We start from the raw sequence: 20,593 nt of genomic DNA, 5'->3' as shown, positions 1-20,593 counted from the left end.
GTACCACACAGACCCGTAAGAACAGCAGGAGGCGTTCCACCGATCACACGCGGGGGCGTTTGCGGTACAGCCATAATCCCGGTACAGAGAGGCCAATTGAGAGCGCGCCAACAATGGAAGAGGCTTTCAGAAAATTGGTTAGCAGCGTAATCATCATCGGTTCGCTATAGCCCAGATGGCTAATTTTTACTGCGGAAATCATCGCGGTATAGGCGGAAATCCCCGGAAACATCGGGATCACGGCCGCGACGGTAAACACTTTAGGGTGAGCGAGATACCAGCGTGACCACTGAATACCAATACTGCCGACCAGCAGCGAAGCCATAAACGTCGACCATTCGATATTAAAGCCAGCGCTCATCATCAGCATACGCGAGCCATGACCCAGCGCCCCCAGTAGCGCGCACCACGGAAGTGCCCGGTGGGGAACATTAAAGACCATCGCAAACCCGACGGCGGGGATCGCAGACAAGATCATGTCCTGCATTAGCGCCAGTAAAAAGTCGATTATACCCATCCTCGTAGCCCCCATACTGTCATTGACATCACTACGCCCACACAGGTGGCCAGTGTCAACAGGCTGGCGATAGCCCAGCGCGCCAGCCCGGTATTAATATGTCCTTTAAACATATCTGCGACGGAATTAATCAGCGGAAAGCCCGGCACCAGTAGCAGTACGCTCGCCGCCATGGCGATAGTGGGCGTCTGGCTAAAGGCGGGGAGGGTGAGCATCAGCCCGGAAATCGTGGTAGCGACAAAGGCGGTAATGCAAAAATTGATCTGCGGATGTAAATGCCGCTGCGCCAGCATCTGGCGAATATACATGGCTATCATACTGGCGAAAAAGGTGATAACCGCGCCATCCCAGCCGCCATTATTCAGCTTACAAAAGCAGGAGCAGGAAAGACCGACCATAAACGCCACCAGCCAGCGCGGATAACGCAGCGGGCGGAGCTGGCTAAAACGTTTTTCCACGCCTTTGTAATCCAGCAGACGATGTTCCGCGAGGATAACGATATGCTGAACCTCCGTGACGACGTGCATATTAATGCCGCGATCCTGGTTTTTACGTGTCGATGTCAGACATTGTCCGTCTTTAATGGTCGTCAGTACAATGGCGTTAGAGGAGATCGCGCTTTCGACGCTATCCATACCGAGCGCCAAACCGAGGCGGGTGGAAAGCTCATCAACCAGTGCGCTTTCCGCCCCGTGCTGCAATAAAAACAGCCCGCATTGAATACATAACCGTGTTACTGCTCGTTGAATTGATTGCTCTTCTTGCATGACTCGTCCTGTCCGAAAAGACATTCTATGCGCCGCCACTATGACAGAGGCTTTCTTTTTAACACGAAGCGCAGGCATGGTGGCGTTGGTTAAGATCAATTTCTTGTTGATAAAAACGTCAACCGCCAGACGCAACGCATAAGCTTTCTGAGACGTGCGCTTCGTCACAGGCAGGATATCCTTATGGGCGACGGTTCTCGTATGTCCGTTTCCAGAATAGAGACATTATGCCAGCCTGGCCGTTCATTTTTGAATCAATGATGTGGTGAATTTTATCAACTACATGCATTAATCGTTTTACAACAATGGCGTGAGCAGCAGGTGTAAAAATAGGCGTGACTTAGTGTAATTTGCAGATATTACATGGATTTTATGGGTGACAGTCAGTATTGTTGGGCTTTTATTTCAGGATTCAGTAATATGAATGAAGGACGAACTCATATTTTAAATTTATTAATATGATGAGTTTCGTTAGAATTACTAATGTGCAAATTTAGTTAATTTAATTGTCTTGCTTCTGGTTTTATGAGTAACTATGCGATAGTGATTTCATGTTTTTGTGCTATGTGGATTGTAGCGCAATCAATGTTATATTTTTAAAAATAAAACAAGGATAATTAATCCACTCGGCTTATATTTCTTTGCGCTCATTGTTAATAGTATTTTTATTAATGGGACAATGAAAAGGGGCGGCGTGGGTGCGGAGGAATTATGCTGCCAGGATGCTGCAAAAATGGACTTATTATCAGTAAAACCCCCCTTATACAGGAAGGCCTTAAAGGGGCTATAACAGGTAATTTCCCCGATTATAAACTGGCGTATTGCCGTACGATAGAAGAGCTAACGCTGCTACAACTACGTCGAAGTAATTTAGTTATTGCTGATTTAGCAGTTAACAATGCCTCTCCCCGTGCTATCTGCGAATATTTTTATAGCTTACTCTCGCAATATCGCGACATACATTGGGTATTTCTGGTTCCTAAATCCAGCTATCCACATGCGGTTGATCTCCTGATGGGCCCCGTCAGCACCTTGCTTTCAGACGAAGAGCCAATCGAGAATCTTATTAGCGTTATCCATGCGGGAAACGCTCGTTCAGAAAGAATAAGCAAAACGTTATTATCGCCTCAGGTACCGTCTGAAATTCAGCAGTCCCACGACAGGCCGATTGTCCTTACGCTGTCTGAACGAAAAGTATTACGCCTTTTAGGAAAAGGGTGGGGCATTAACCAAATTGCGGCATTACTTAAAAAAAGTAATAAAACAATTAGCGCCCAAAAAAATAGCGCCATGCGACGCTTATCAATACACAGTAATGCAGAGATGTATGCATGGATAAACAGTTCTCAGGGAGCCAGAGAATTGAACCTACCTTCGGTATATGGAGAAACCATGGAATGGAAAACAGAATCAGCAAGAGAAATGTTGCGCTCGTAGAAAAATGCGTGATGAGCACCATTGGTATTAAAGGGCTATTTGATGCAATGCCGGATTGCCGACATACGCTTCATATTTTTTCAAAACCATCCGCGTTTTATAAGGCTGCGCTAAAGACGCCGTTTTCTGCCGTTATTTTTTCTCTTTCTGCGTTAAGAACTGAACGCCGGACAGGATTATCCAGCCTGACGGAACTGGCGATAAATTATCCCCATATGCGGCGTCTGGTGATTGCAGATGATGATGCTGAAGCCCGCTTAATCAGCGCGCTATCCCCGCTGCCGCTGGATGGGGTCATCAGCAAAGCGTCGCCGTTGGATGTTTTACAGGATGCCTTATTTACATCGCTTAATAGCGCCCGGCGGACAACGGAGCGTACAGATAATCTTTGGGAACTTCACCAGAATTGTATGCTTAGTCCAACCGAGCGGGAGATTCTGCGTTTTATGTCGAACGGCTACTCAATGCCGCAAATTGCCGTCCAGTTAGAACGTAACATTAAGACTATCCGGGCGCATAAGTTTAATGTGATGTCCAAGCTGGGCGTGAGTTCTGATGCCGGGTTACTCGATGCGGCGGATATTCTGTTATATCTGCGCGCCGGAGATGCTACCGCGCTCCAGCATCGGGTATAGCCCGCGCCGGATGCGCCGTGCTTGTTCGGGGAATCCGGGGGTCAGGCACGTTATTGGCACACGTCTACCCAGGTCGCCGATGTCAGTTCAGCCATTCTTTCCGGCGCGATGCGTACTGCGCTGTGCGTGGCGCCTGCGGCAGGCAATACTTCGTTATACCCCTTCAGAGAGATGTCGCAATAAACGGGCAGCGGGTGCTCCAGCCCAAAGGGACATACGCCGCCGACAGGATGTCCGGTTGCATTGACCACTTCATCGCTGCTCAACATACGGGCTTTTGCGCCGAAAGTGCTTTTAAGCTTCTTATTATCCAGGCGGGCATCGCCTTTGGCGACCACCAGGATAATAGTGTCTTTTACTTTAAGCGAGAGCGTTTTAGCTATCTGCCCTGGCTCTACATTGTGCGCTTTGGCTGCCAGTTCGACTGTCGCTGTACTTTGATTTAATTCGATAATTTCAATATCGGGAGCATGATCGGCCAGAAATTGCCGTACAGATTGCAGACTCATTCTTCTCTCCTGAGACCTTACCAATAGCCACGGTAGACCCAAAAATGGCAAAACGTAATTTGGCATACGGAGAGCGCAGCTGTAAATATAATAATGTGACAGGCCAGCAGCAGTAAGCCGTGACGATAACTGAAGGCAACGTAACGCAGTTTACTTTAGCGTGCAGTCGCCGCACTGCTGTACGTCAGGTAAGCGGTAACGTTGGCAGCAGGTTCTGCGTACCAGAAGACCGTCGCGCATTACGACGGTCCGCCACAGCGGGTTATCCTGACCGTCGGATAGCTGCTTTTCAAAAAAACAGCGCTGGCGTAGCGTTGCCAGCAGGGCTTCGCCAAGCAGCGGTTTCATCTCAGTCAGATACCAGTTGATTAAATAACCGGTATTGTTCCAGATAAGTTTCGCGTTGATGTCGCCAGTCGCCTCCAGCGCCTGAATGACCGGCTGTAGTGCGGAGACTACCAGCGTTTCCATTCGTTCTTCCGGGGAACGCCCCGTTGTCAGGTTATCCTGATGCACATCAAGCCAGAAACATGCGGCGCGCCCGGTTTCATGAAATTCAACGTGAATATGTTCTGCCGAGACATTGATAGCGCGCGCTTGCGTCAGTAATGCCAGCATCAGCGGCGGCGTCATCAGCCCGATATACCATTGCGCCCACAGGGAGAGTAACGGCTTATTTTCACGTGGCAGGCCTGGCGTGTGGCGATAGATGTGATCGGAATAGGCGGCCAGCAATGAACGAAACGTCGCGGGGCGCGTCCACTGGGCAAGAGTCATCGCCGTTGGCGGCGGCGTTTCATCCAGCCGAATGAAGTCCAACAGGTGCTCACGGGTAGAGGCGATCGTCTCGCGTACTGCGTCCGCCAGCGAGGCGTCTTCCGGCTGGGGAGCGGCTCGCCAGATAATATCGTCAGCAATCGGTGCGGAACGGTAGGCCATAGCGCAGTTTAATGATGTTAATCTAAATGATAATGATTGCTAATCCTATCGATAGCGATAAACGATGGCAAGCGGTTTATGGTTAACGCTGTTGGCGTAGCACGATTACGCCAGCAGGATTCATAGGGCGCGCATGTCGTCGCTGACCAGAATGTGGTTACGTCCAAGATGCTTGGCTTCGTAGAGCGCTTTATCCGCTTTTTCGATAGCGTCTCCGATATTGCGATCCGTCAGGGGCGCAATGCCGATACTGACAGTGACATTGGTGGCGACGCTTTCGTTAAACATATGCGGGATTTTAAGATCGTATACTTCCTGTCGGATACGTTCTGCGGTAGCGCGGGCTTGCTGTGGTTCGGCGGTGGTCAGCAACACCAGAAATTCTTCCCCGCCAAAACGGCAGACGACATCGCGCGATCGCACGGCGTCCCGAATTGCCGCTGAGACGCGAATTAACGCCTGATCGCCCATCATATGACCGTAGTGATCGTTGTACGCTTTGAAATGATCGATATCCAATAGCAGGACGTAGTGTTCATGGCTGCCCGGCGCCTGTAACGTATCCAGCCGATTTTGCAGGCCACGGCGGTTATATAAGCCGGTTAATGGATCAAGCATACTCAGGCCATTGAGGGTTTCCCGCTCGGCCAGCAGCTTAAACATGAGCTGTTGGGCAAAATTATCGTAGCGTTTCTGGATAACATGTTGAATAGCGATTCCCACCATTGGCAGGACCAGCAAATAGAGAATTCGCAAACCTTGTTCATTACCGTTCAGCCACAGGCAGACCGCGACTGGCGGTAGCGAATAGAGCGTAAACGCGACGATATTCGCGGCAAAGGCTATCGAGCCGATAAACAGAACGCTAAGCAGGGAAATCAGTAAAAAAGAGAAATCATAATGGCCTAACGCCGGATACTTTAGCGCAATATGCGCCGCCCATATTCCCCCAAAGAGTAGGGAGATAAAGGGGAGATTAATTCTTTTTTGCCCATATTTCCCATGCCATATCAACAGTAATACGCTCAGGACCACTATCCCGATCATTGGCGTGCAAAATACATTGATCTGATAAAGGGGGAAAACGAGAGTAAATAGCGCCGACACGGCGTTGAGAAACAAGAAAAGACGTAAAGAAAACTGATACTTCTTAATACGAAGCGACCGCCAGGATGGTGTTGTCATGGGTAATTGTCGTTATTTATCGGTGATATACACGGAATCGGGCGCCAACATGAAAATAACGTATGAGAAAAGGTCGCCTAAAGCGAGGTGTTGTTGTTTTTACGTTAACAGTCGGACAATTTATCACCTTACTGAATACGTGTCATCAACCGTTAAGTAAAACTCATCTCTTTAGCTTTCTCCCTGGCTGACAAATGAGAAAATATATCATATGATATTGGTTATCATTATCAATTCCAGAGGTGAAACCATGTTGCAGCGGACGTTAGGCAGCGGATGGGGCGTATTATTGCCTGGAGTGATTATCGTTGGACTGGCGTTTATCGGCCTGTCAGCTGATGCGCTGAAGCTGTTGATTGTATCAGGATTGCTACTGTCTGCGCTGATGTTGTATCACAAACAATTACGGCATTTTGTACTGCTGCCATCGTGTATGGCGCTTATTGGCGGCATGATGTTGGCAATGATGAACTGGAATCAGGGATGAAAATGAAGAGACAAAGGAAGGATAAGATAATTGGTGCGAGGGGGGGGACTTGAACCCCCACGTCCGTAAGGACACTAACACCTGAAGCTAGCGCGTCTACCAATTCCGCCACCTTCGCATACCATCGATTCTTGAAAAGAATCACTACCACGGAGGCGCATTCTAGTGGTTTTCAGCTATTCGTCAATAGTTAATTGCATGGGACAGATTGATTGCTGCAAAAATGGGCGCGAGACGTAGGTTGGATAAGACGCCTGGCGTCGCCATCCGGCACATGCAACCAGATGGCGCTGCGCTTATCAGGCCAACTATTTCTTCGCCTGACGGGTCATCACGGTACGATAAACCTTAAAGCGCCCGGTTTGCGCGATGACTTCATGGAAGCCAAAAGTCTCATCCAGAATCTTAGGATAGGGCAGAAAGGCGTTCGCCACGATGCGTAACTCTCCGCCGCTGTTCAGATGGCGCACTGCGCCACGAATGAGCGTTTGCGCCGCATCGAGGCTGGTTTGCATTCCGTCGTGGAACGGCGGGTTGGAGATGATCATGTCAAAACGTCCTTTGACTTCCGAAAAGACGTTGCTGGCGAATACCTCGCCTTCAAGGCCATTAGCGGCAAGCGTGGCGCGGCTGGCTTCCACCGCCGGAGCGCTGACGTCACACAGCGTCAGGCGCACTTTCGGCGAATGGCTGGCCAGCGCGGCGGAAAGCACGCCAGCGCCGCAGCCGACATCCAGCACTTTACCTTTGGTGTGCGGCGTCAGCGTAGACAGCAGCAGTTGGCTACCGACATCCAGTCCGTCGCGGCTGAATACGCCCGGCAACGTTTTGATAGTCAGCCCGTCGATGTTGTACTCGGCCCACCAGGATTCAAGACTAAACTGCGGCTGCTTTTCCAGACGACCATGGTAAAGGCCGCAACGTCGCGCGCTATCTACTTTGTTCAGCGGCGCATAGTCCGCCAGCATCGGTTCGGCGCTACGCACGCCGCTGCGGTTTTCCCCCACGACGAAAACATCGCTGCCCGACGGCATCAGCGACAAAATATTCATCAACTGGAACTGCGCTTCGGGTTTATTTTTCGGCCAGTAGTAGATCAGCGTATCGCAGTCAGCGACATCGCTGGCTTGCGCGACCAGGCTAAAACGGACGTTATCGCCCATCTGGCGGCTTAACGCCTGCCAGTGGTGAAACTGTTGCGTATGCGCGCGGCTGGCGGCGCATTCAAAGCGCGCGGGCAGGTCATCCTGCAAATCTCCGGCAAAAAGAATACGGCTTTGTTCGAAATCATCACTGTGGCGCAGCAAGACTTCACTTGCCGGGGTAAAAGCAGACATGGAATGCTCCTTAATTCAGACTGGCGGCGATTATAGTAGTTTGATGGCGGAGATTCGACAGATTTGCTATATTTGCGCCCCTGATTACAGGAGCGTTTCGCTATGACATCCCGACGAGACTGGCAGTTACAGCAACTGGGTATTACGCAGTGGGCGCTGCGACGTCCTGGCGCGCTACAGGGCGAGATTGCGATTTCCCTTCCCGCGCACGTTCGTCTGATCGTGGTTGCAGAGGAATTACCCGCGCTGAACGAGCCGCTAATGCGCGATATTTTACGCGCGTTGACCGTGAGTCCCGATCAGGTTTTACCCCTGGCGCCTGAGCGCGTCGCCATGCTGCCGCAGGGCAGCCGTTGTAATAGCTGGCGGTTAGGAACTGACGCGCCGCTCCAACTCGAAGGCGCTCAGGTCACGACGCCGGCGTTTAATGAACTCCGGGCAAACCCGGCGGCACGCGCCGCACTATGGCAACAAATCTGCGAACATGAACACGATTTCTATCCTCAGCACGACCGATCTCCCCGCAGCCTGGCAGATTGAGCAACGCGCTCATGCGTTTCCGTGGAGCGAAAAAACGTTTTTCGGCAACCAGGGCGAACGGTATCTCAACCTTAAGCTGACCGCTGATGACAGAATGGCCGCGTTTGCCATTACACAGGTGGTGCTGGACGAAGCGACGCTGTTCAATATTGCCGTCGATCCGGATTTTCAGCGTCGGGGGCTGGGGCGTATGCTGCTTGAGCATCTGATTGATGAACTGGAAAAACGCGGTGTTGTAACGCTATGGCTGGAGGTACGCGCCTCTAACGCTGCCGCCATCGCGCTGTATGAAAGTCTGGGGTTTAACGAGGCGACGATTCGCCGCAATTACTATCCCACGGCACAAGGGCATGAGGACGCCATCATCATGGCGTTACCGATAAGCATGTAATAAAAGAGGCAAGGTGTAATGATGAAGTGGGACTGGATTTTCTTTGATGCCGATGAAACGCTGTTTACGTTTGATTCTTTTACCGGCTTACAGCGGATGTTCCTTGACTATAGCGTCACCTTTACCGCTGAGGATTTCCAGGATTACCAGGCCGTGAATAAGCCGCTATGGGTGGATTATCAGAACGGCGCGATTACCTCATTACAATTGCAGCACGCGCGCTTTCAAAGTTGGGCTGAACGGCTAAACGTTGCGCCGGGGCTGCTGAATGACGCTTTTATTAGTGCGATGGCGGAGATCTGTTCTCCTTTGCCGGGCGCCGTTTCGCTACTTAATGCGATTCGCGGGCAGGCTAAAATCGGTATTATTACTAACGGTTTTACCGCGCTACAACAAACTCGTCTGGAGCGCACCGGGCTGCGTGAGTATTTCGATCTGCTGGTGATTTCCGAGCAGGTTGGCGTCGCGAAGCCCGATCCGAAAATCTTTAACTACGCCCTGGAGCAGGCGGGGAATCCTGACCGCTCGCGCGTATTAATGGTTGGCGATACCGCGGAGTCCGATATTCTTGGCGGCATTAACGCCGGGCTGTCGACCTGCTGGCTTAACGCGCATCATCGCGAGCAGCCCGCGGGTATTCATCCAACCTGGACTGTGGCGTCATTAAGCGAACTGGAGCAGCTCCTGTGTAAACACTGATTGCCTCCCCCTGGTTGATGGGTAAAATAGCCGCATTTTTCGTATTCAACATGCGTGGTCAAACGCCGCGCTTACTCAAGAAGATTTGACTATGACGTTGTCTCCTTATTTGCAAGAGGTGGCCAAACGCCGCACTTTTGCCATTATTTCTCACCCGGACGCCGGTAAAACCACCATTACCGAAAAAGTGTTGCTGTTCGGACAGGCGATTCAGACTGCCGGTACGGTAAAAGGCCGTGGCTCCAGCCAACATGCAAAATCTGACTGGATGGAGATGGAAAAACAGCGTGGTATCTCTATCACCACCTCGGTGATGCAGTTCCCGTATCACGACTGTCTGGTGAACCTGCTGGACACCCCGGGGCACGAAGACTTCTCCGAAGATACCTACCGTACCCTGACGGCGGTGGACTGCTGTCTGATGGTGATCGACGCCGCAAAAGGCGTTGAGGACAGGACTCGTAAGCTGATGGAAGTTACCCGTCTGCGTGATACGCCAATCCTGACCTTTATGAACAAACTCGACCGTGATATCCGCGACCCGATGGAGCTGCTGGATGAAGTCGAGAATGAGCTGAAAATCGGCTGCGCGCCGATCACCTGGCCGATTGGCTGCGGCAAGCTGTTTAAGGGCGTTTATCACCTTTATAAAGATGAAACTTATCTGTATCAGACCGGTAAGGGCCACACCATTCAGGAAGTGCGCATCGTTAAAGGGCTGAATAACCCGGATCTGGACGCCGCCGTGGGTGAAGACCTGGCGCAACAGCTGCGCGACGAGCTGGAACTGGTGCAGGGCGCGTCTAACGAGTTTGATGAAGAGCTATTCCTGGCAGGGGAAATTACCCCGGTATTTTTCGGTACCGCGCTGGGTAACTTTGGTGTTGACCATATGCTGGATGGTTTAGTGGCGTGGGCACCCGCGCCGATGCCGCGTCAAACCGATACCCGCACAGTGGAAGCCTCGGAAGAGAAGTTCACCGGTTTTGTCTTTAAAATTCAGGCCAATATGGACCCGAAACACCGCGACCGCGTGGCGTTTATGCGCGTGGTTTCCGGTAAGTATGAGAAGGGCATGAAGCTACGCCAGGTCCGTACCGGCAAAGATGTGGTGATTTCCGACGCGTTAACATTTATGGCGGGCGATCGTTCGCACGTTGAAGAAGCGTACCCGGGCGATATTTTGGGTCTGCATAACCACGGCACCATTCAGATCGGCGATACCTTCACTCAGGGCGAGATGATGAAGTTTACCGGTATCCCGAACTTTGCGCCGGAACTGTTCCGTCGTATTCGCCTGAAAGATCCGCTCAAGCAGAAGCAGCTACTGAAAGGGCTGGTGCAGCTTTCTGAAGAGGGGGCGGTTCAGGTATTCCGTCCCATCTCCAACAACGATCTGATTGTCGGCGCCGTGGGCGTTTTGCAGTTTGACGTTGTTGTCGCGCGTCTGAAAAGCGAATACAACGTTGAGGCGATTTATGAATCCGTCAACGTGGCGACGGCGCGCTGGGTGGAAAGCGCCGATGCGAAGAAATTCGAAGAGTTTAAGCGTAAGAATGAAACGCAGCTGGCGCTGGATGGCGGCGACAACCTCACCTATATCGCCCCCACGATGGTTAACCTGAACCTGACCCAGGAACGTTACCCTGACGTTCAGTTCCGTAAAACGCGCGAACACTGATCCCTTTCCGGGCGCGGCATCCGCCGCGCCTTCGTACTTTCCCTGCCTTTTTAACCGCTTACGGAATGTTCTTAAATCCCGCGTTTTTTCTCCGATCTGCCTGTTTTTTATACGCACCGACAAGCGATTTTAAAATTGTGATCTATATTTAACAAAGTGATGACATAAATGTCGGCTTTAATGCCTGTTCAATGCGTGAATATGAGAGCTTAAAGCTGAGATTTGTTTCAGTCACGATATTAATAACTGAAACGGAAGGGTGGCAGGCGACGCGTCGTTACAAATTCACGAATGTGATGCCAGTCATTGACTTCAGAAACCGGTGAGTTTCACCGCATTCAGCAATGCAACCTCGTGTTGCCTGAGCTCAAATTACGAGCAAACTATACAGGACAAAATCGATGACTATGACAAGACTGAAGATTTCTAAAACTCTGCTGGCCGTAATGTTGACCTCTGCCGTTGCGACAGGTTCTGCCTTTGCAGAAAACGCAACAACGGACAAGGCGCAAAGCGGAACCGAAACCGCAGGGCAAAAAGTCGATAGCTCTATGAATAAAGTCGGTAACTTCATGGATGACAGCGCTATCACTGCGAAAGTCAAAGCTGCGCTGGTAGACCATGACAATATTAAAAGCACCGATATTTCTGTCGAAACCAATCAGAAAGTCGTCACCCTGAGCGGCTTTGTAGAAAGCCAGGCGCAGGCTGAAGCCGCCGTGAAAGTGGCGAAAGGCGTAGAAGGCGTGACCTCCGTTAGCGACAAACTTCACGTTCGCGACAATAAAGAAGGTTCCGTGAAAGGTTATGCCGGCGATACGGCCACGACCAGTGAAGTCAAAGCCAAGTTGCTGGCGGACGATCTCGTCCCTTCCCGTAAAGTAAAAGTGGAAACGACCGATGGCGTCGTACAGCTCTCCGGTACTGTTGAAACTCAGGAACAAAGCGACCGCGCTGAAAGCATCGCGAAAGCCGTTGATGGCGTAAAAAGTGTTAAAAACGATCTGAAAGTTCAGTAATTCGTCGTAATTCGTCCTCCCGACGTTTGTCGGGAGGCGTAATGTGCACCACACTAAAAATATCGCGAATGAGTAGCCTGAGCGCTCATATTTAGCGGTCGACATTAACTATGGTAAAGGAGAGGCTTATGTTTCGTTGGGGCATTATATTTCTGGTTATCGCGTTAATTGCCGCCGCATTGGGTTTTGGTGGACTGGCTGGTACGGCTGCCGGCGCGGCGAAAATCGTCTTCGTCGTCGGGATCGTGCTCTTCCTGGTCAGCCTGTTCATGGGCCGTAAACGACCCTAGCAGGCAGCTGTAAAGATATATTGCTATCAAGCCAGTCCAGCGGACTGGCTTTTACGGTTTTAGCCGTTAACGTTTTGCGTTACCTTGTCAGCCTGGAAAAAAATGAAAAACAGGAAGGCAGAGGTGGGCCAGCGAATACCGGTTACGCTCGGCAATATTGCGCCGTTATCATTAACACCGTTCCGGCCAGGCCGTATGGCGCTGGTCTGCGAGGGCGGGGGGCAGCGGGGCATCTTTACCGCAGGCGTGCTGGATGAGTTTATGCGTGCGCAGTTTAATCCTTTCCATCTCTACTTCGGCACATCAGCCGGTGCGCAAAATCTCTCGGCGTATCTCTGCAACCAGCCCGGCTACGGGCGTAAAGTCATTATGCGCTATACCACCAGGCGCGAATTTTTTGATCCGCTGCGATTTGTACGCGGAGGAAACCTTATTGACCTCGACTGGCTGGTGGAATCCACCGCCGCCCGAATGCCGCTGCAGATGGATACCGCAGCGCGCCTGTTCGACAGCGGAAAATCCTTTTATATGTGCGCCTGCCGGGGGGATGATTACACGCCGGGCTATTTCTCGCCGACAAAACAAAACTGGCTTGATATCATTCGCGCCTCCAGCGCCATACCGGGTTTCTACCGTACCGGCGTTACGTTAGAGGGCATCAACTATCTGGACGGTGGCATTAGCGACGCCATTCCGGTTCAGGAGGCGGCAAAGCGGGGGGCGAAAACCATTGTGGTGATCCGCACCGTACCCTCGCAAATGTATTACACGCCGCAGTGGTTTAAGCGTATGGAGCGCTGGCTGGGGGAGAGCAGTCTACAGCCGTTGGTCAACCTGGTGCAGCATCATGAAACGTCCTACAGCGCGATCCAACAATTTATTGAAAAGCCGCCGGGTAAGCTGCGGATCATTGAAATTTATCCGCCGAAACCGCTGCACAGCATGGCGCTGGGCAGCCGTATCCCGGCGCTGCGTGAGGATTACAAAACCGGGCAATTATGCGGGCGTTATTTCCTTGCCACCGTTGGTAAATTGCTCGCCGCAACGCCGCCTCTCCTGCGCCATACGTCGCGGATTGCCGTGCCGGAAACGGTGGTCGTGCCTCCGGCGCCGGTGGCCAATGATACGCATGTGGCGGAGGTCATTAGCGCGCCGCAGGCAAACGACACCACATTTACCGACGAGGATCTGGCGTGAGCTGGCGCTTTATTGATACGCATTGCCATTTTGATTTCCCGCCCTTTACGGGCGATGAGCGCGCCAGTATTCAGCGTGCCTGTGAGGCGGGCGTTGAAAAAATCATCGTGCCGGCGACCGAGGCGGCGCACTTTCCCCGCGTGCTGGCGCTGGCGGCGCGTTTCCCGTCGCTTTATGCTGCGCTGGGATTGCACCCCATTGTGATTGAGCGTCATGCCGATGACGATCCTGATAAGCTGCAACAAGCGCTGGCGCAACAACAGAACGTCGTGGCGGTAGGCGAGATCGGTCTCGATCTTTATCGCGACGATCCGCAGTTCGCCAGGCAAGAGCGATTTTTAGACGCGCAGCTGCAACTGGCAAAACGCTACGATCTGCCGGTGATCCTGCACTCGCGGCGCACGCATGACAAACTGGCGATGCACTTAAAGCGCCAGGATCTGCCGCGAACCGGTGTGGTGCATGGTTTTGCCGGCAGTCTGCAACAGGCCGAACGCTTTGTGCGACTGGGCTATAAAATCGGCGTCGGCGGCACCATCACCTACCCGCGCGCCAGTAAAACCCGTGATGTTATGGCGCGGTTGCCGCTGGACGCGCTGTTGCTGGAGACCGATGCGCCGGATATGCCGCTAAAGGGGTTTCAGGGGCAGCCGAATCGCCCGGAGCAGGCGGCGCGAGTATTTGATGCGCTCTGCGAATTACGTCCGGAGCCCGCAGAGGTGATAGCCGATACGCTGTATCGCAATACCATTACCTTGTTTCGGCTCTGAGGGCATCGCAGCCGCTGTCCGGTAGGTGACGCTTACAAATATAGCGCCGGCAAAATCAGTTTCGCCACCCCACGCGCGCGCAATCCGTCAGCCAGCTGTTCCACCTCTTGCGGCGTCGCGCCTGGCCAGGCTTTCGCTTCGCCATAGACGCCATGCGCATGAAAGGCATTCAAACGCACCGGAACCTCGCCCAGCGAAGTAATAAACGCCGCCAGTGAATCGATATGCGCCGCATAGTCCACCTGACCCGGGATAACCAGCAACCGCAGCTCCGCCAGTTTTCCCCGCGCAGCAAGAAAGCGGATACTGCGCTTAATATGCGTGTTATCACGTCCGGTCAGACGGTGATGACACTCGCTCTTCCAGGCTTTCAGATCGAGCATTACGCCGTCGCAAACCGGCAGTAGTTTTTGCCAGCCGGTCTCGCTTAACTGACCATTACTGTCCACCAGGCAGGTCAGCCGTTGTAACTGCGGATCGGCTTTGATCGCCGTAAATAGCGCCACAATAAACGGTAATTGCGTGGTCGCCTCTCCGCCGCTGACGGTAATACCTTCAATAAACAGCGATGCTTTACGAATATGACGCAGCACATCGTCAACGCTCATGGTCTGCGCCATTGGCGTTGCCTGCTGTGGGCACATTTTCAGGCAGGTATCGCACTGCTCGCAGACGTCCGACCGCCATACCACTTTCCCGCCATCAACGCTGAGGGCGTGATGCGGACACTGCGATACGCATTCCCCGCAGTCGTTACAGCGACCCATCGTCCACGGGTTATGGCAATTCTTACAGCGCAAATTGCAGCCCTGTAAGAATAATGCCAGGCGGCTGCCTGGCCCATCGACGCAGGAAAACGCAATGATCTTACTGACTAAAGCGCATCTGTTGTTCATGGCTGACTACGCGTGGCTGTCGTTCCAGGATGCGGGTATTACGTGCGGCTTCTTCTCCCAGCCAGGTGGTATTCGTGCGCGAGCCTTCGGCGCGAAATTTCGCCAGATCCGACAGGCGCACCATATAACCGGTGACGCGCACCAGATCGTTGCCGCTGACATTGGCGGTAAATTCCCGCATCCCGGCTTTGAACGCGCCAAGACAAAGCTGGACCAACGCCTGCGGATTACGCTTGATGGTTTCGTCCAGCGTCAGAATGTCGCTGATCCCGGCATGATAAAAGGCATGGTGCGGTGCGACGGTTTGCAAATGGGTGATAGGGTCCGGTTCATCGCCATACGGCAGACGCGCGCCCGGCGTAGTGCCGATATCGGAACTTATGCCAGACTGGGCATGGAGCAGCGCCCGTTGCTTCCAGCCATACTTCACTGGCGTATTTTCGACGAAATCCGCCAGTTGGGCGCTAATACGGTAGCCCAGCTCGTTCGCCGTTTCATTCTTGCCGTAACGGGCGGTCAGGCCCGCGTTTTCGCACAGCAGATTCACGGCTTCCGCCAGCCCGTACATACCGAACATCGGCGCAAAACGTTCGGGATCGATCAAACCTTCCTGTACAAGAAAGCTATTCTCAAAGAAATGTGACTTTTCATAGAGGAATTCACATCGTGAATTAATGATGGCGATCTGCTGTCGGCAGTAGTGCGGTAGCGTACGTGAAAAGAAGTCATCGACAGACGTACTGCGTTCTGCCACGGCTTTCAGGTTGAGACGTACCAGCGTACTGCCGCCGCCGCCAAGCGGTAGCGAGTTATAACAACTGACGATGCCATAATGGCCTTTTGTGAAAATTTTATCATTTACAGGGCCGTTGGAAATGTGTGGCTTACTGCATTCGCAAATGTTTTTGGCGACTTCCAGCAGCAGATCGTCCGGCGTAATTTCCGCATCGTAGATAAACGTCAGGTTAGGCACCACCTGCTTTAGCTCGGCATCAGCGCGCAAAATCGCTCGTGTGACAGGCGTATCGGCAGGGCCAATATTGGCATGCATAAAGGCGTCTGGCAGCGTTCTGTCGAGATAACGCCAGAAACGTTTTATTCGAATATCGATCGCATCTTGTGTTAGAATTCTAACATACGGTTGCAGCAACGCATCAAGCTGGCCGAGATAAACCGGCATGGACGTCACGGAAGGTACGTGATGATACAGAATGGTGAGTAGTGATAACGCATCATCCAGATCTTTCGCGCCTTCCAGTTCCAGCCACTGTGAACCGTTAGCCAGAAATCGGGCGTAATCGGGCAACACGTAGCGCGGTTTGAAGGGGGCGTGCCCCTCAAACATATCGCAAATGACGCCTTCATCCAGCGCCTGGCGGGCATCTTCCGGCAGGGTGGGATAAGGCAGGGCGTTTTCAGCTTCCAGCGCCAGAAAATGGCGTTTTTGTTCAGGCGTGAGCACCGGGCTGGTCACAATTTGCTGGCAACGCTGCTGGAGCGCAGTTTCGCATGAGGCAGGCATCTTCGTTTCCTCTTTATGCCGGGACGATGCGCTATTGTAGAAAATGGCGGCAAACCGACTTTGATCCTGATGCGCTTATCGCTCGAAGAACAGACGGTGACGGCGGGATAATTTGATTCAGATCTCATTACAGTAATGCAAATTTGTACGTAGTTTTCATTAACTGTGATGTATATCGAAGTGTAATCGCGAGTGAATGTTAGAATATTAACAGACTCGCAAGGTGAAATTTTATACGGCAATGCCGTTGGAGAATGTCATGACTGATTTAAAAGCAAGCAGCCTGCGTGCGCTCAAACTGATGGATCTGACCACTCTGAACGATGACGACACCAATGAAAAAGTGATCGCGTTGTGTCATCAGGCAAAAACCCCGGTCGGGAATACGGCGGCGATTTGTATTTACCCGCGTTTTATCCCGATTGCGCGTAAGACTCTGAAAGAACAAGGTACGCCGGACATCCGCATTGCAACGGTGACTAACTTCCCGCATGGCAATGATGACATCGATATTGCGCTGGCGGAAACCCGTGCGGCGATCGCCTACGGCGCTGACGAAGTGGACGTGGTATTCCCGTACCGTGCGTTGATCGCCGGTAACGAGCAGGTGGGTTTTGACCTGGTAAAAGCCTGTAAAGACGCTTGTGCCGCAGCGAACGTATTGCTGAAAGTGATTATCGAAACCGGCGAGCTGAAAGAAGAGGCGCTGATTCGTAAAGCCTCTGAAATCTCCATTAAAGCCGGTGCGGATTTCATCAAAACCTCTACCGGTAAAGTGCCGGTAAACGCTACGCCGGAAAGCGCGCGCATCATGATGGAAGTGATCCGCGACATGGGCGTTTCCAAAACCGTTGGCTTCAAACCGGCGGGCGGCGTACGTACGGCGGAAGACGCGCAGAAATTCCTCGCGATTGCAGACGAACTGTTTGGCGCTGACTGGGCAGATTCTCGTCACTACCGCTTTGGCGCATCCAGCCTGCTGGCAAGCCTGCTGAAAGCGCTGGGTCACGGCGACGGTAAGAGCGCCAGCAGCTACTAAGCTCTGATTTGCCGGATGGCGCTGCGCTTATCCGGCCTACAAATCCAGGCCTGTAGGCCGGATAAGGCGTTAACCGCCATCCGGCGATGTAAGCCTTCTACTCTTTTCCCTCAGGAGGGTACCGTGTTTCTCGCACAAGAAATTATTCGTAAAAAGCGTGATGGTCATGCGTTGAGTGACGAAGAAATTCGTTTCTTTATCAATGGTATTCGTGACAATACTATCTCTGAAGGGCAGATTGCCGCCCTGGCGATGACCATCTTCTTCCACGATATGACCATGCCGGAGCGTGTTTCGCTGACCATGGCGATGCGGGATTCCGGTACTGTCCTTGACTGGAAAAGCCTGAATCTCAATGGCCCGATTGTCGATAAGCATTCGACCGGTGGCGTAGGGGACGTGACGTCTCTGATGCTGGGGCCAATGGTAGCGGCCTGCGGCGGTTATGTACCGATGATCTCCGGTCGCGGCCTCGGACATACCGGCGGTACGCTCGATAAACTGGAAGCGATCCCGGGCTTCGACATCTTCCCGGACGACAACCGTTTCCGCGAAATTATTCAAGACGTGGGTGTGGCGATTATTGGGCAAACCAGCTCGCTTGCACCGGCGGACAAACGTTTTTACGCCACCCGCGATATTACCGCGACGGTGGACTCTATTCCGCTGATCACTGGTTCCATCCTCGCCAAGAAACTGGCCGAAGGGCTGGATGCGCTGGTAATGGACGTAAAAGTCGGCAGCGGCGCGTTTATGCCAACCTATGAACTTTCTGAAGCCCTTGCTGAAGCGATTGTCGGCGTGGCAAACGGCGCGGGAGTTCGCACTACGGCGTTGTTAACCGATATGAACCAGGTGCTGGCTTCGAGCGCCGGTAACGCGGTGGAAGTGCGTGAAGCCGTGCAGTTCCTGACCGGTGAATACCGCAATCCGCGCTTGTTTGACGTTACCATGGCGCTATGCGTGGAGATGCTGATCTCCGGTCAGCTGGCGAAAGACGACGCCGAAGCGCGTGCCAAACTGCAGGCGGTGCTGGATAACGGTAAAGCGGCAGAAGTCTTTGGTCGTATGGTGGCCGCGCAGAAAGGGCCGAGCGATTTCGTTGAGAACTACGATAAATACCTGCCGACTGCCATGTTGAGCAAAGCGGTATATGCTGATACCGAAGGGTTTATCAGCGCAATGGATACGCGTGCGCTGGGGATGGCGGTCGTCTCGATGGGCGGTGGGCGTCGTCAGGCGTCTGATACCATTGATTACAGCGTTGGCTTTACCGACATGGCCCGTCTGGGCGACAGCATCGACGGGCAGCGCCCGCTGGCGGTGATTCATGCCAAAGACGAAACCAGTTGGCAGGAAGCGGCGAAGGCCGTCAAAGCGGCAATTATCCTTGACGATAAAGCGCCAGCAAGCACACCTTCGGTCTATCGTCGAATTACTGAATAGTTGTATACTGATCTGATCAATTATTTTTGAAGCACTAAGTACGGAGAAGATATGAAACGTGCATTTATTATGGTGCTGGACTCATTCGGCATCGGCGCTACTGAAGACGCGGATCGTTTTGGCGACGTAGGTTCCGACACTCTGGGCCACATCGCAGAAGCTTGCGCCAAAGGCGAAGCTGACAATGGCCGTAAGGGCCCGTTGAATCTGCCTAACCTGACTCGTCTGGGGCTGGTGAAAGCGCATGAAGGCTCTACCGGTAAAATTGCCGCTGGCATGGACGGCAACGCGGACGTTATTGGCGCATACGCATGGGCGCACGAACTGTCTTCCGGCAAAGATACGCCGTCCGGCCACTGGGAAATCGCTGGCGTGCCGGTGCTGTTCGACTGGGGCTATTTCAGCGATCACGAAAACAGCTTCCCGCAGGAACTGCTGGATAAGCTGGTAAAACGCGCCAACCTGCCGGGCTATCTCGGTAACTGCCACTCTTCCGGCACCGTTATTCTGGACCAGCTCGGCGAAGAGCACATGAAAACCGGCAAGCCGATTTTCTACACCTCCGCTGACTCCGTGTTCCAGATTGCCTGCCACGAAGAGACCTTTGGCCTGGATAAACTCTACGAGCTGTGCGAAATCGCCCGTGAAGAGCTGACCGAAGGCGGCTACAACATTGGCCGCGTGATCGCGCGTCCGTTTATCGGCGACAAGGCCGGTAACTTCCAGCGTACCGGCAACCGTCACGACCTGGCCGTAGAACCGCCAGCGCCGACCGTGCTGCAGAAACTGGTCGATGAAAAACAGGGCCACGTGGTGTCCGTCGGTAAGATTGCCGACATCTACGCCAACTGCGGCATCACTAAGAAAGTGAAAGCGACCGGTCTGGACGCGCTGTTCGACGCGACCCTCAAAGAGATGAAAGAAGCGGGCGATAAAACCATCGTCTTCACCAACTTTGTTGACTTCGACTCTTCCTGGGGCCACCGTCGCGACATCGCGGGCTACGCCGCAGGTCTGGAGCTGTTTGACCGCCGTCTGCCGGAGCTGATGGAGCTGGTGGGTGAAGATGACATTCTGATCCTGACCGCTGACCACGGCTGTGACCCGAGCTGGACCGGTACTGACCATACCCGTGAGCACATTCCGGTGCTGATCTACGGTCCAAAAGTCAAACCGGGCTCTTTAGGTCACCGTGAAACCTTCGCGGATATCGGCCAGACGCTGGCGACCTACTTTGGTACATCGCCAATGGATTACGGTAAAAACATGCTGTGATACCCGTTGTCTTTC

22 protein-coding genes and 1 tRNA gene are annotated in these 20,593 nt (G+C 52.9%); 14 read left to right on the top strand and 9 right to left on the bottom strand.

All coding sequences use genetic code 11. The features are described from left to right. Nucleotides 1–43: 43 nt before the first annotated feature. Together ACLJRH_RS21500 and ACLJRH_RS21495 are read right to left on the bottom strand one after the other, a co-directional pair. A complete protein-coding gene (locus ACLJRH_RS21500) occupies nucleotides 44–517 on the bottom strand; it encodes a threonine/serine exporter (RefSeq protein WP_000511329.1) in 474 nt (157 codons plus the stop codon). Then, on the bottom strand, nucleotides 508–1,284 hold the full coding sequence (locus ACLJRH_RS21495; protein ID WP_001674846.1) for a threonine/serine exporter ThrE family protein: 777 nt from the start codon (nucleotides 1,282–1,284) through the stop codon (nucleotides 508–510). Before ACLJRH_RS21495 ends, ACLJRH_RS21500 begins: the two co-directional genes overlap by 10 nt. A gap of 711 nt (nucleotides 1,285–1,995) precedes the next feature. Between ACLJRH_RS21495 and ACLJRH_RS21490 the strand changes: the two genes are divergently transcribed. Together ACLJRH_RS21490 and bglJ are read left to right on the top strand one after the other, a co-directional pair. Beyond that, on the top strand, nucleotides 1,996–2,721 hold the full coding sequence (locus tag ACLJRH_RS21490; protein WP_000936659.1) for a response regulator transcription factor: 726 nt from the start codon (nucleotides 1,996–1,998) through the stop codon (nucleotides 2,719–2,721). Continuing rightward, complete coding sequence (gene bglJ / locus ACLJRH_RS21485; RefSeq protein ID WP_000431546.1) at nucleotides 2,682–3,356, top strand: DNA-binding transcriptional activator BglJ; 675 nt, start codon at nucleotides 2,682–2,684, stop codon at nucleotides 3,354–3,356. Before ACLJRH_RS21490 ends, bglJ begins: the two co-directional genes overlap by 40 nt. Before the next feature lie 50 nt (nucleotides 3,357–3,406). Here bglJ and ACLJRH_RS21480 read toward each other — a convergent pair whose 3' ends face one another. The 3 genes from ACLJRH_RS21480 to ACLJRH_RS21470 all read right to left on the bottom strand — a co-directional run bounded on the left by ACLJRH_RS21480 (nucleotide 3,407) and on the right by ACLJRH_RS21470 (nucleotide 5,989). After that, the gene (locus ACLJRH_RS21480; protein WP_000058269.1) at nucleotides 3,407–3,865 is read right to left on the bottom strand and encodes a YbaK/EbsC family protein; all 459 of its coding nucleotides are present in this window, start codon (nucleotides 3,863–3,865) and stop codon (nucleotides 3,407–3,409) included. Between the two features lie 150 nt (nucleotides 3,866–4,015). Continuing rightward, a complete protein-coding gene (fhuF, locus tag ACLJRH_RS21475; protein ID WP_001645896.1) occupies nucleotides 4,016–4,804 on the bottom strand; it encodes a siderophore-iron reductase FhuF in 789 nt (262 codons plus the stop codon). A gap of 120 nt (nucleotides 4,805–4,924) precedes the next feature. After that, a complete protein-coding gene (locus ACLJRH_RS21470; protein WP_023137539.1) occupies nucleotides 4,925–5,989 on the bottom strand; it encodes a GGDEF domain-containing protein in 1,065 nt (354 codons plus the stop codon). Nucleotides 5,990–6,239: 250 nt separating this feature from the next. Here ACLJRH_RS21470 and ACLJRH_RS21465 point away from each other — a divergent pair, with 250 nt between their 5' ends. After that, entirely contained in the window at nucleotides 6,240–6,476 is a 237-nt protein-coding gene (locus ACLJRH_RS21465) for a DUF1435 domain-containing protein (RefSeq protein WP_000941877.1), read from the top strand. Nucleotides 6,477–6,507: 31 nt separating this feature from the next. Here ACLJRH_RS21465 and ACLJRH_RS21460 read toward each other — a convergent pair. Next, nucleotides 6,508–6,594, bottom strand: a tRNA-Leu gene (locus tag ACLJRH_RS21460). A 190-nt stretch (nucleotides 6,595–6,784) separates the two neighbouring features. Continuing rightward, on the bottom strand, nucleotides 6,785–7,813 hold the full coding sequence (gene rsmC, locus ACLJRH_RS21455; protein WP_023137538.1) for a 16S rRNA (guanine(1207)-N(2))-methyltransferase RsmC: 1,029 nt from the start codon (nucleotides 7,811–7,813) through the stop codon (nucleotides 6,785–6,787). Between the two features lie 102 nt (nucleotides 7,814–7,915). Between rsmC and ACLJRH_RS21450 the strand changes: the two genes are divergently transcribed. The 8 genes from ACLJRH_RS21450 (at nucleotide 7,916) to ACLJRH_RS21415 (ending at nucleotide 14,400) form a co-directional block, all read left to right on the top strand. Beyond that, entirely contained in the window at nucleotides 7,916–8,353 is a 438-nt protein-coding gene (locus ACLJRH_RS21450) for a DNA polymerase III subunit psi (RefSeq protein ID WP_000203996.1), read from the top strand. After that, nucleotides 8,298–8,744, top strand: a complete 447-nt coding sequence (rimI, locus tag ACLJRH_RS21445) for a ribosomal protein S18-alanine N-acetyltransferase (RefSeq protein WP_001092435.1) — start codon at nucleotides 8,298–8,300, stop codon at nucleotides 8,742–8,744. Before ACLJRH_RS21450 ends, rimI begins: the two co-directional genes overlap by 56 nt. Before the next feature lie 21 nt (nucleotides 8,745–8,765). Beyond that, nucleotides 8,766–9,443, top strand: coding sequence for a pyrimidine 5'-nucleotidase (yjjG, locus tag ACLJRH_RS21440; protein ID WP_000870686.1), 678 nt, complete (start codon nucleotides 8,766–8,768; stop codon nucleotides 9,441–9,443). Nucleotides 9,444–9,534: 91 nt separating this feature from the next. Further along, nucleotides 9,535–11,124: a peptide chain release factor 3 gene (gene prfC, locus ACLJRH_RS21435; RefSeq protein ID WP_000175965.1), complete on the top strand. Its 1,590-nt coding sequence runs from the start codon at nucleotides 9,535–9,537 to the stop codon at nucleotides 11,122–11,124. 401 nt (nucleotides 11,125–11,525) lie between these two features. Further along, nucleotides 11,526–12,143 (top strand): molecular chaperone OsmY, encoded by a 618-nt coding sequence (gene osmY, locus ACLJRH_RS21430; protein WP_000178963.1) that lies wholly within the window; start codon nucleotides 11,526–11,528, stop codon nucleotides 12,141–12,143. 128 nt (nucleotides 12,144–12,271) lie between these two features. After that, complete coding sequence (locus ACLJRH_RS21425) at nucleotides 12,272–12,433, top strand: DUF1328 domain-containing protein (RefSeq protein ID WP_000490276.1); 162 nt, start codon at nucleotides 12,272–12,274, stop codon at nucleotides 12,431–12,433. 123 nt (nucleotides 12,434–12,556) lie between these two features. Continuing rightward, entirely contained in the window at nucleotides 12,557–13,630 is a 1,074-nt protein-coding gene (locus ACLJRH_RS21420) for a patatin family protein (protein WP_000531540.1), read from the top strand. Further along, nucleotides 13,627–14,400, top strand: a complete 774-nt coding sequence (locus ACLJRH_RS21415) for a metal-dependent hydrolase (RefSeq protein ID WP_000119005.1) — start codon at nucleotides 13,627–13,629, stop codon at nucleotides 14,398–14,400. The genes ACLJRH_RS21420 and ACLJRH_RS21415 overlap by 4 nt, the downstream gene beginning before the upstream one ends. 32 nt (nucleotides 14,401–14,432) lie before the next feature. On the opposite strand, the gene ACLJRH_RS21410 is transcribed toward ACLJRH_RS21415, so the two are convergent. Further along, entirely contained in the window at nucleotides 14,433–15,296 is an 864-nt protein-coding gene (locus ACLJRH_RS21410; RefSeq protein ID WP_001064948.1) for a YjjW family glycine radical enzyme activase, read from the bottom strand. After that, nucleotides 15,268–16,818: a YjjI family glycine radical enzyme gene (locus tag ACLJRH_RS21405; protein ID WP_023137534.1), complete on the bottom strand. Its 1,551-nt coding sequence runs from the start codon at nucleotides 16,816–16,818 to the stop codon at nucleotides 15,268–15,270. Before ACLJRH_RS21405 ends, ACLJRH_RS21410 begins: the two co-directional genes overlap by 29 nt. A gap of 259 nt (nucleotides 16,819–17,077) precedes the next feature. Here ACLJRH_RS21405 and deoC point away from each other — a divergent pair, with 259 nt between their 5' ends. From deoC to deoB, 3 genes are all read left to right on the top strand, one after another. After that, the gene (gene deoC / locus ACLJRH_RS21400) at nucleotides 17,078–17,857 is read left to right on the top strand and encodes a deoxyribose-phosphate aldolase (RefSeq protein WP_001519713.1); all 780 of its coding nucleotides are present in this window, start codon (nucleotides 17,078–17,080) and stop codon (nucleotides 17,855–17,857) included. Between the two features lie 123 nt (nucleotides 17,858–17,980). Next, nucleotides 17,981–19,303: a thymidine phosphorylase gene (gene deoA, locus ACLJRH_RS21395; protein ID WP_000477840.1), complete on the top strand. Its 1,323-nt coding sequence runs from the start codon at nucleotides 17,981–17,983 to the stop codon at nucleotides 19,301–19,303. Between the two features lie 51 nt (nucleotides 19,304–19,354). Next, nucleotides 19,355–20,578, top strand: a complete 1,224-nt coding sequence (gene deoB, locus ACLJRH_RS21390) for a phosphopentomutase (RefSeq protein ID WP_000816454.1) — start codon at nucleotides 19,355–19,357, stop codon at nucleotides 20,576–20,578. The last annotated feature ends 15 nt before the right edge of the window (nucleotides 20,579–20,593 follow it).

The organism is Salmonella sp. SAL04162, from assembly GCF_046551535.1.
Classification (GTDB): Bacteria; Pseudomonadota; Gammaproteobacteria; order Enterobacterales; family Enterobacteriaceae; genus Salmonella; species Salmonella enterica.
The sequence above is the reverse complement of the archived record's forward strand: the minus strand, read 5'-3'. Positions and strand labels throughout refer to the sequence as shown.

What these genes read in the sequence shown, in the direction of transcription:
- ACLJRH_RS21500 (WP_000511329.1), bottom strand. Translation starts at nt 517, where the DNA reads ATGGGTATAATCGACTTTTTACTGGCGCTAATGCAGGACATGATCTTG.
- ACLJRH_RS21495 (WP_001674846.1), bottom strand. Translation starts at nt 1,284, where the DNA reads ATGCAAGAAGAGCAATCAATTCAACGAGCAGTAACACGGTTATGTATT.
- ACLJRH_RS21490 (WP_000936659.1), top strand. Translation starts at nt 1,996, where the DNA reads ATGCTGCCAGGATGCTGCAAAAATGGACTTATTATCAGTAAAACCCCC.
- bglJ (WP_000431546.1), top strand. Translation starts at nt 2,682, where the DNA reads ATGGAAAACAGAATCAGCAAGAGAAATGTTGCGCTCGTAGAAAAATGC.
- ACLJRH_RS21480 (WP_000058269.1), bottom strand. Translation starts at nt 3,865, where the DNA reads ATGAGTCTGCAATCTGTACGGCAATTTCTGGCCGATCATGCTCCCGAT.
- fhuF (WP_001645896.1), bottom strand. Translation starts at nt 4,804, where the DNA reads ATGGCCTACCGTTCCGCACCGATTGCTGACGATATTATCTGGCGAGCC.
- ACLJRH_RS21470 (WP_023137539.1), bottom strand. Translation starts at nt 5,989, where the DNA reads ATGACAACACCATCCTGGCGGTCGCTTCGTATTAAGAAGTATCAGTTT.
- ACLJRH_RS21465 (WP_000941877.1), top strand. Translation starts at nt 6,240, where the DNA reads ATGTTGCAGCGGACGTTAGGCAGCGGATGGGGCGTATTATTGCCTGGA.
- rsmC (WP_023137538.1), bottom strand. Translation starts at nt 7,813, where the DNA reads ATGTCTGCTTTTACCCCGGCAAGTGAAGTCTTGCTGCGCCACAGTGAT.
- ACLJRH_RS21450 (WP_000203996.1), top strand. Translation starts at nt 7,916, where the DNA reads ATGACATCCCGACGAGACTGGCAGTTACAGCAACTGGGTATTACGCAG.
- rimI (WP_001092435.1), top strand. Translation starts at nt 8,298, where the DNA reads ATGAACACGATTTCTATCCTCAGCACGACCGATCTCCCCGCAGCCTGG.
- yjjG (WP_000870686.1), top strand. Translation starts at nt 8,766, where the DNA reads ATGAAGTGGGACTGGATTTTCTTTGATGCCGATGAAACGCTGTTTACG.
- prfC (WP_000175965.1), top strand. Translation starts at nt 9,535, where the DNA reads ATGACGTTGTCTCCTTATTTGCAAGAGGTGGCCAAACGCCGCACTTTT.
- osmY (WP_000178963.1), top strand. Translation starts at nt 11,526, where the DNA reads ATGACTATGACAAGACTGAAGATTTCTAAAACTCTGCTGGCCGTAATG.
- ACLJRH_RS21425 (WP_000490276.1), top strand. Translation starts at nt 12,272, where the DNA reads ATGTTTCGTTGGGGCATTATATTTCTGGTTATCGCGTTAATTGCCGCC.
- ACLJRH_RS21410 (WP_001064948.1), bottom strand. Translation starts at nt 15,296, where the DNA reads ATGAACAACAGATGCGCTTTAGTCAGTAAGATCATTGCGTTTTCCTGC.
- ACLJRH_RS21405 (WP_023137534.1), bottom strand. Translation starts at nt 16,818, where the DNA reads ATGCCTGCCTCATGCGAAACTGCGCTCCAGCAGCGTTGCCAGCAAATT.
- deoC (WP_001519713.1), top strand. Translation starts at nt 17,078, where the DNA reads ATGACTGATTTAAAAGCAAGCAGCCTGCGTGCGCTCAAACTGATGGAT.
- deoB (WP_000816454.1), top strand. Translation starts at nt 19,355, where the DNA reads ATGAAACGTGCATTTATTATGGTGCTGGACTCATTCGGCATCGGCGCT.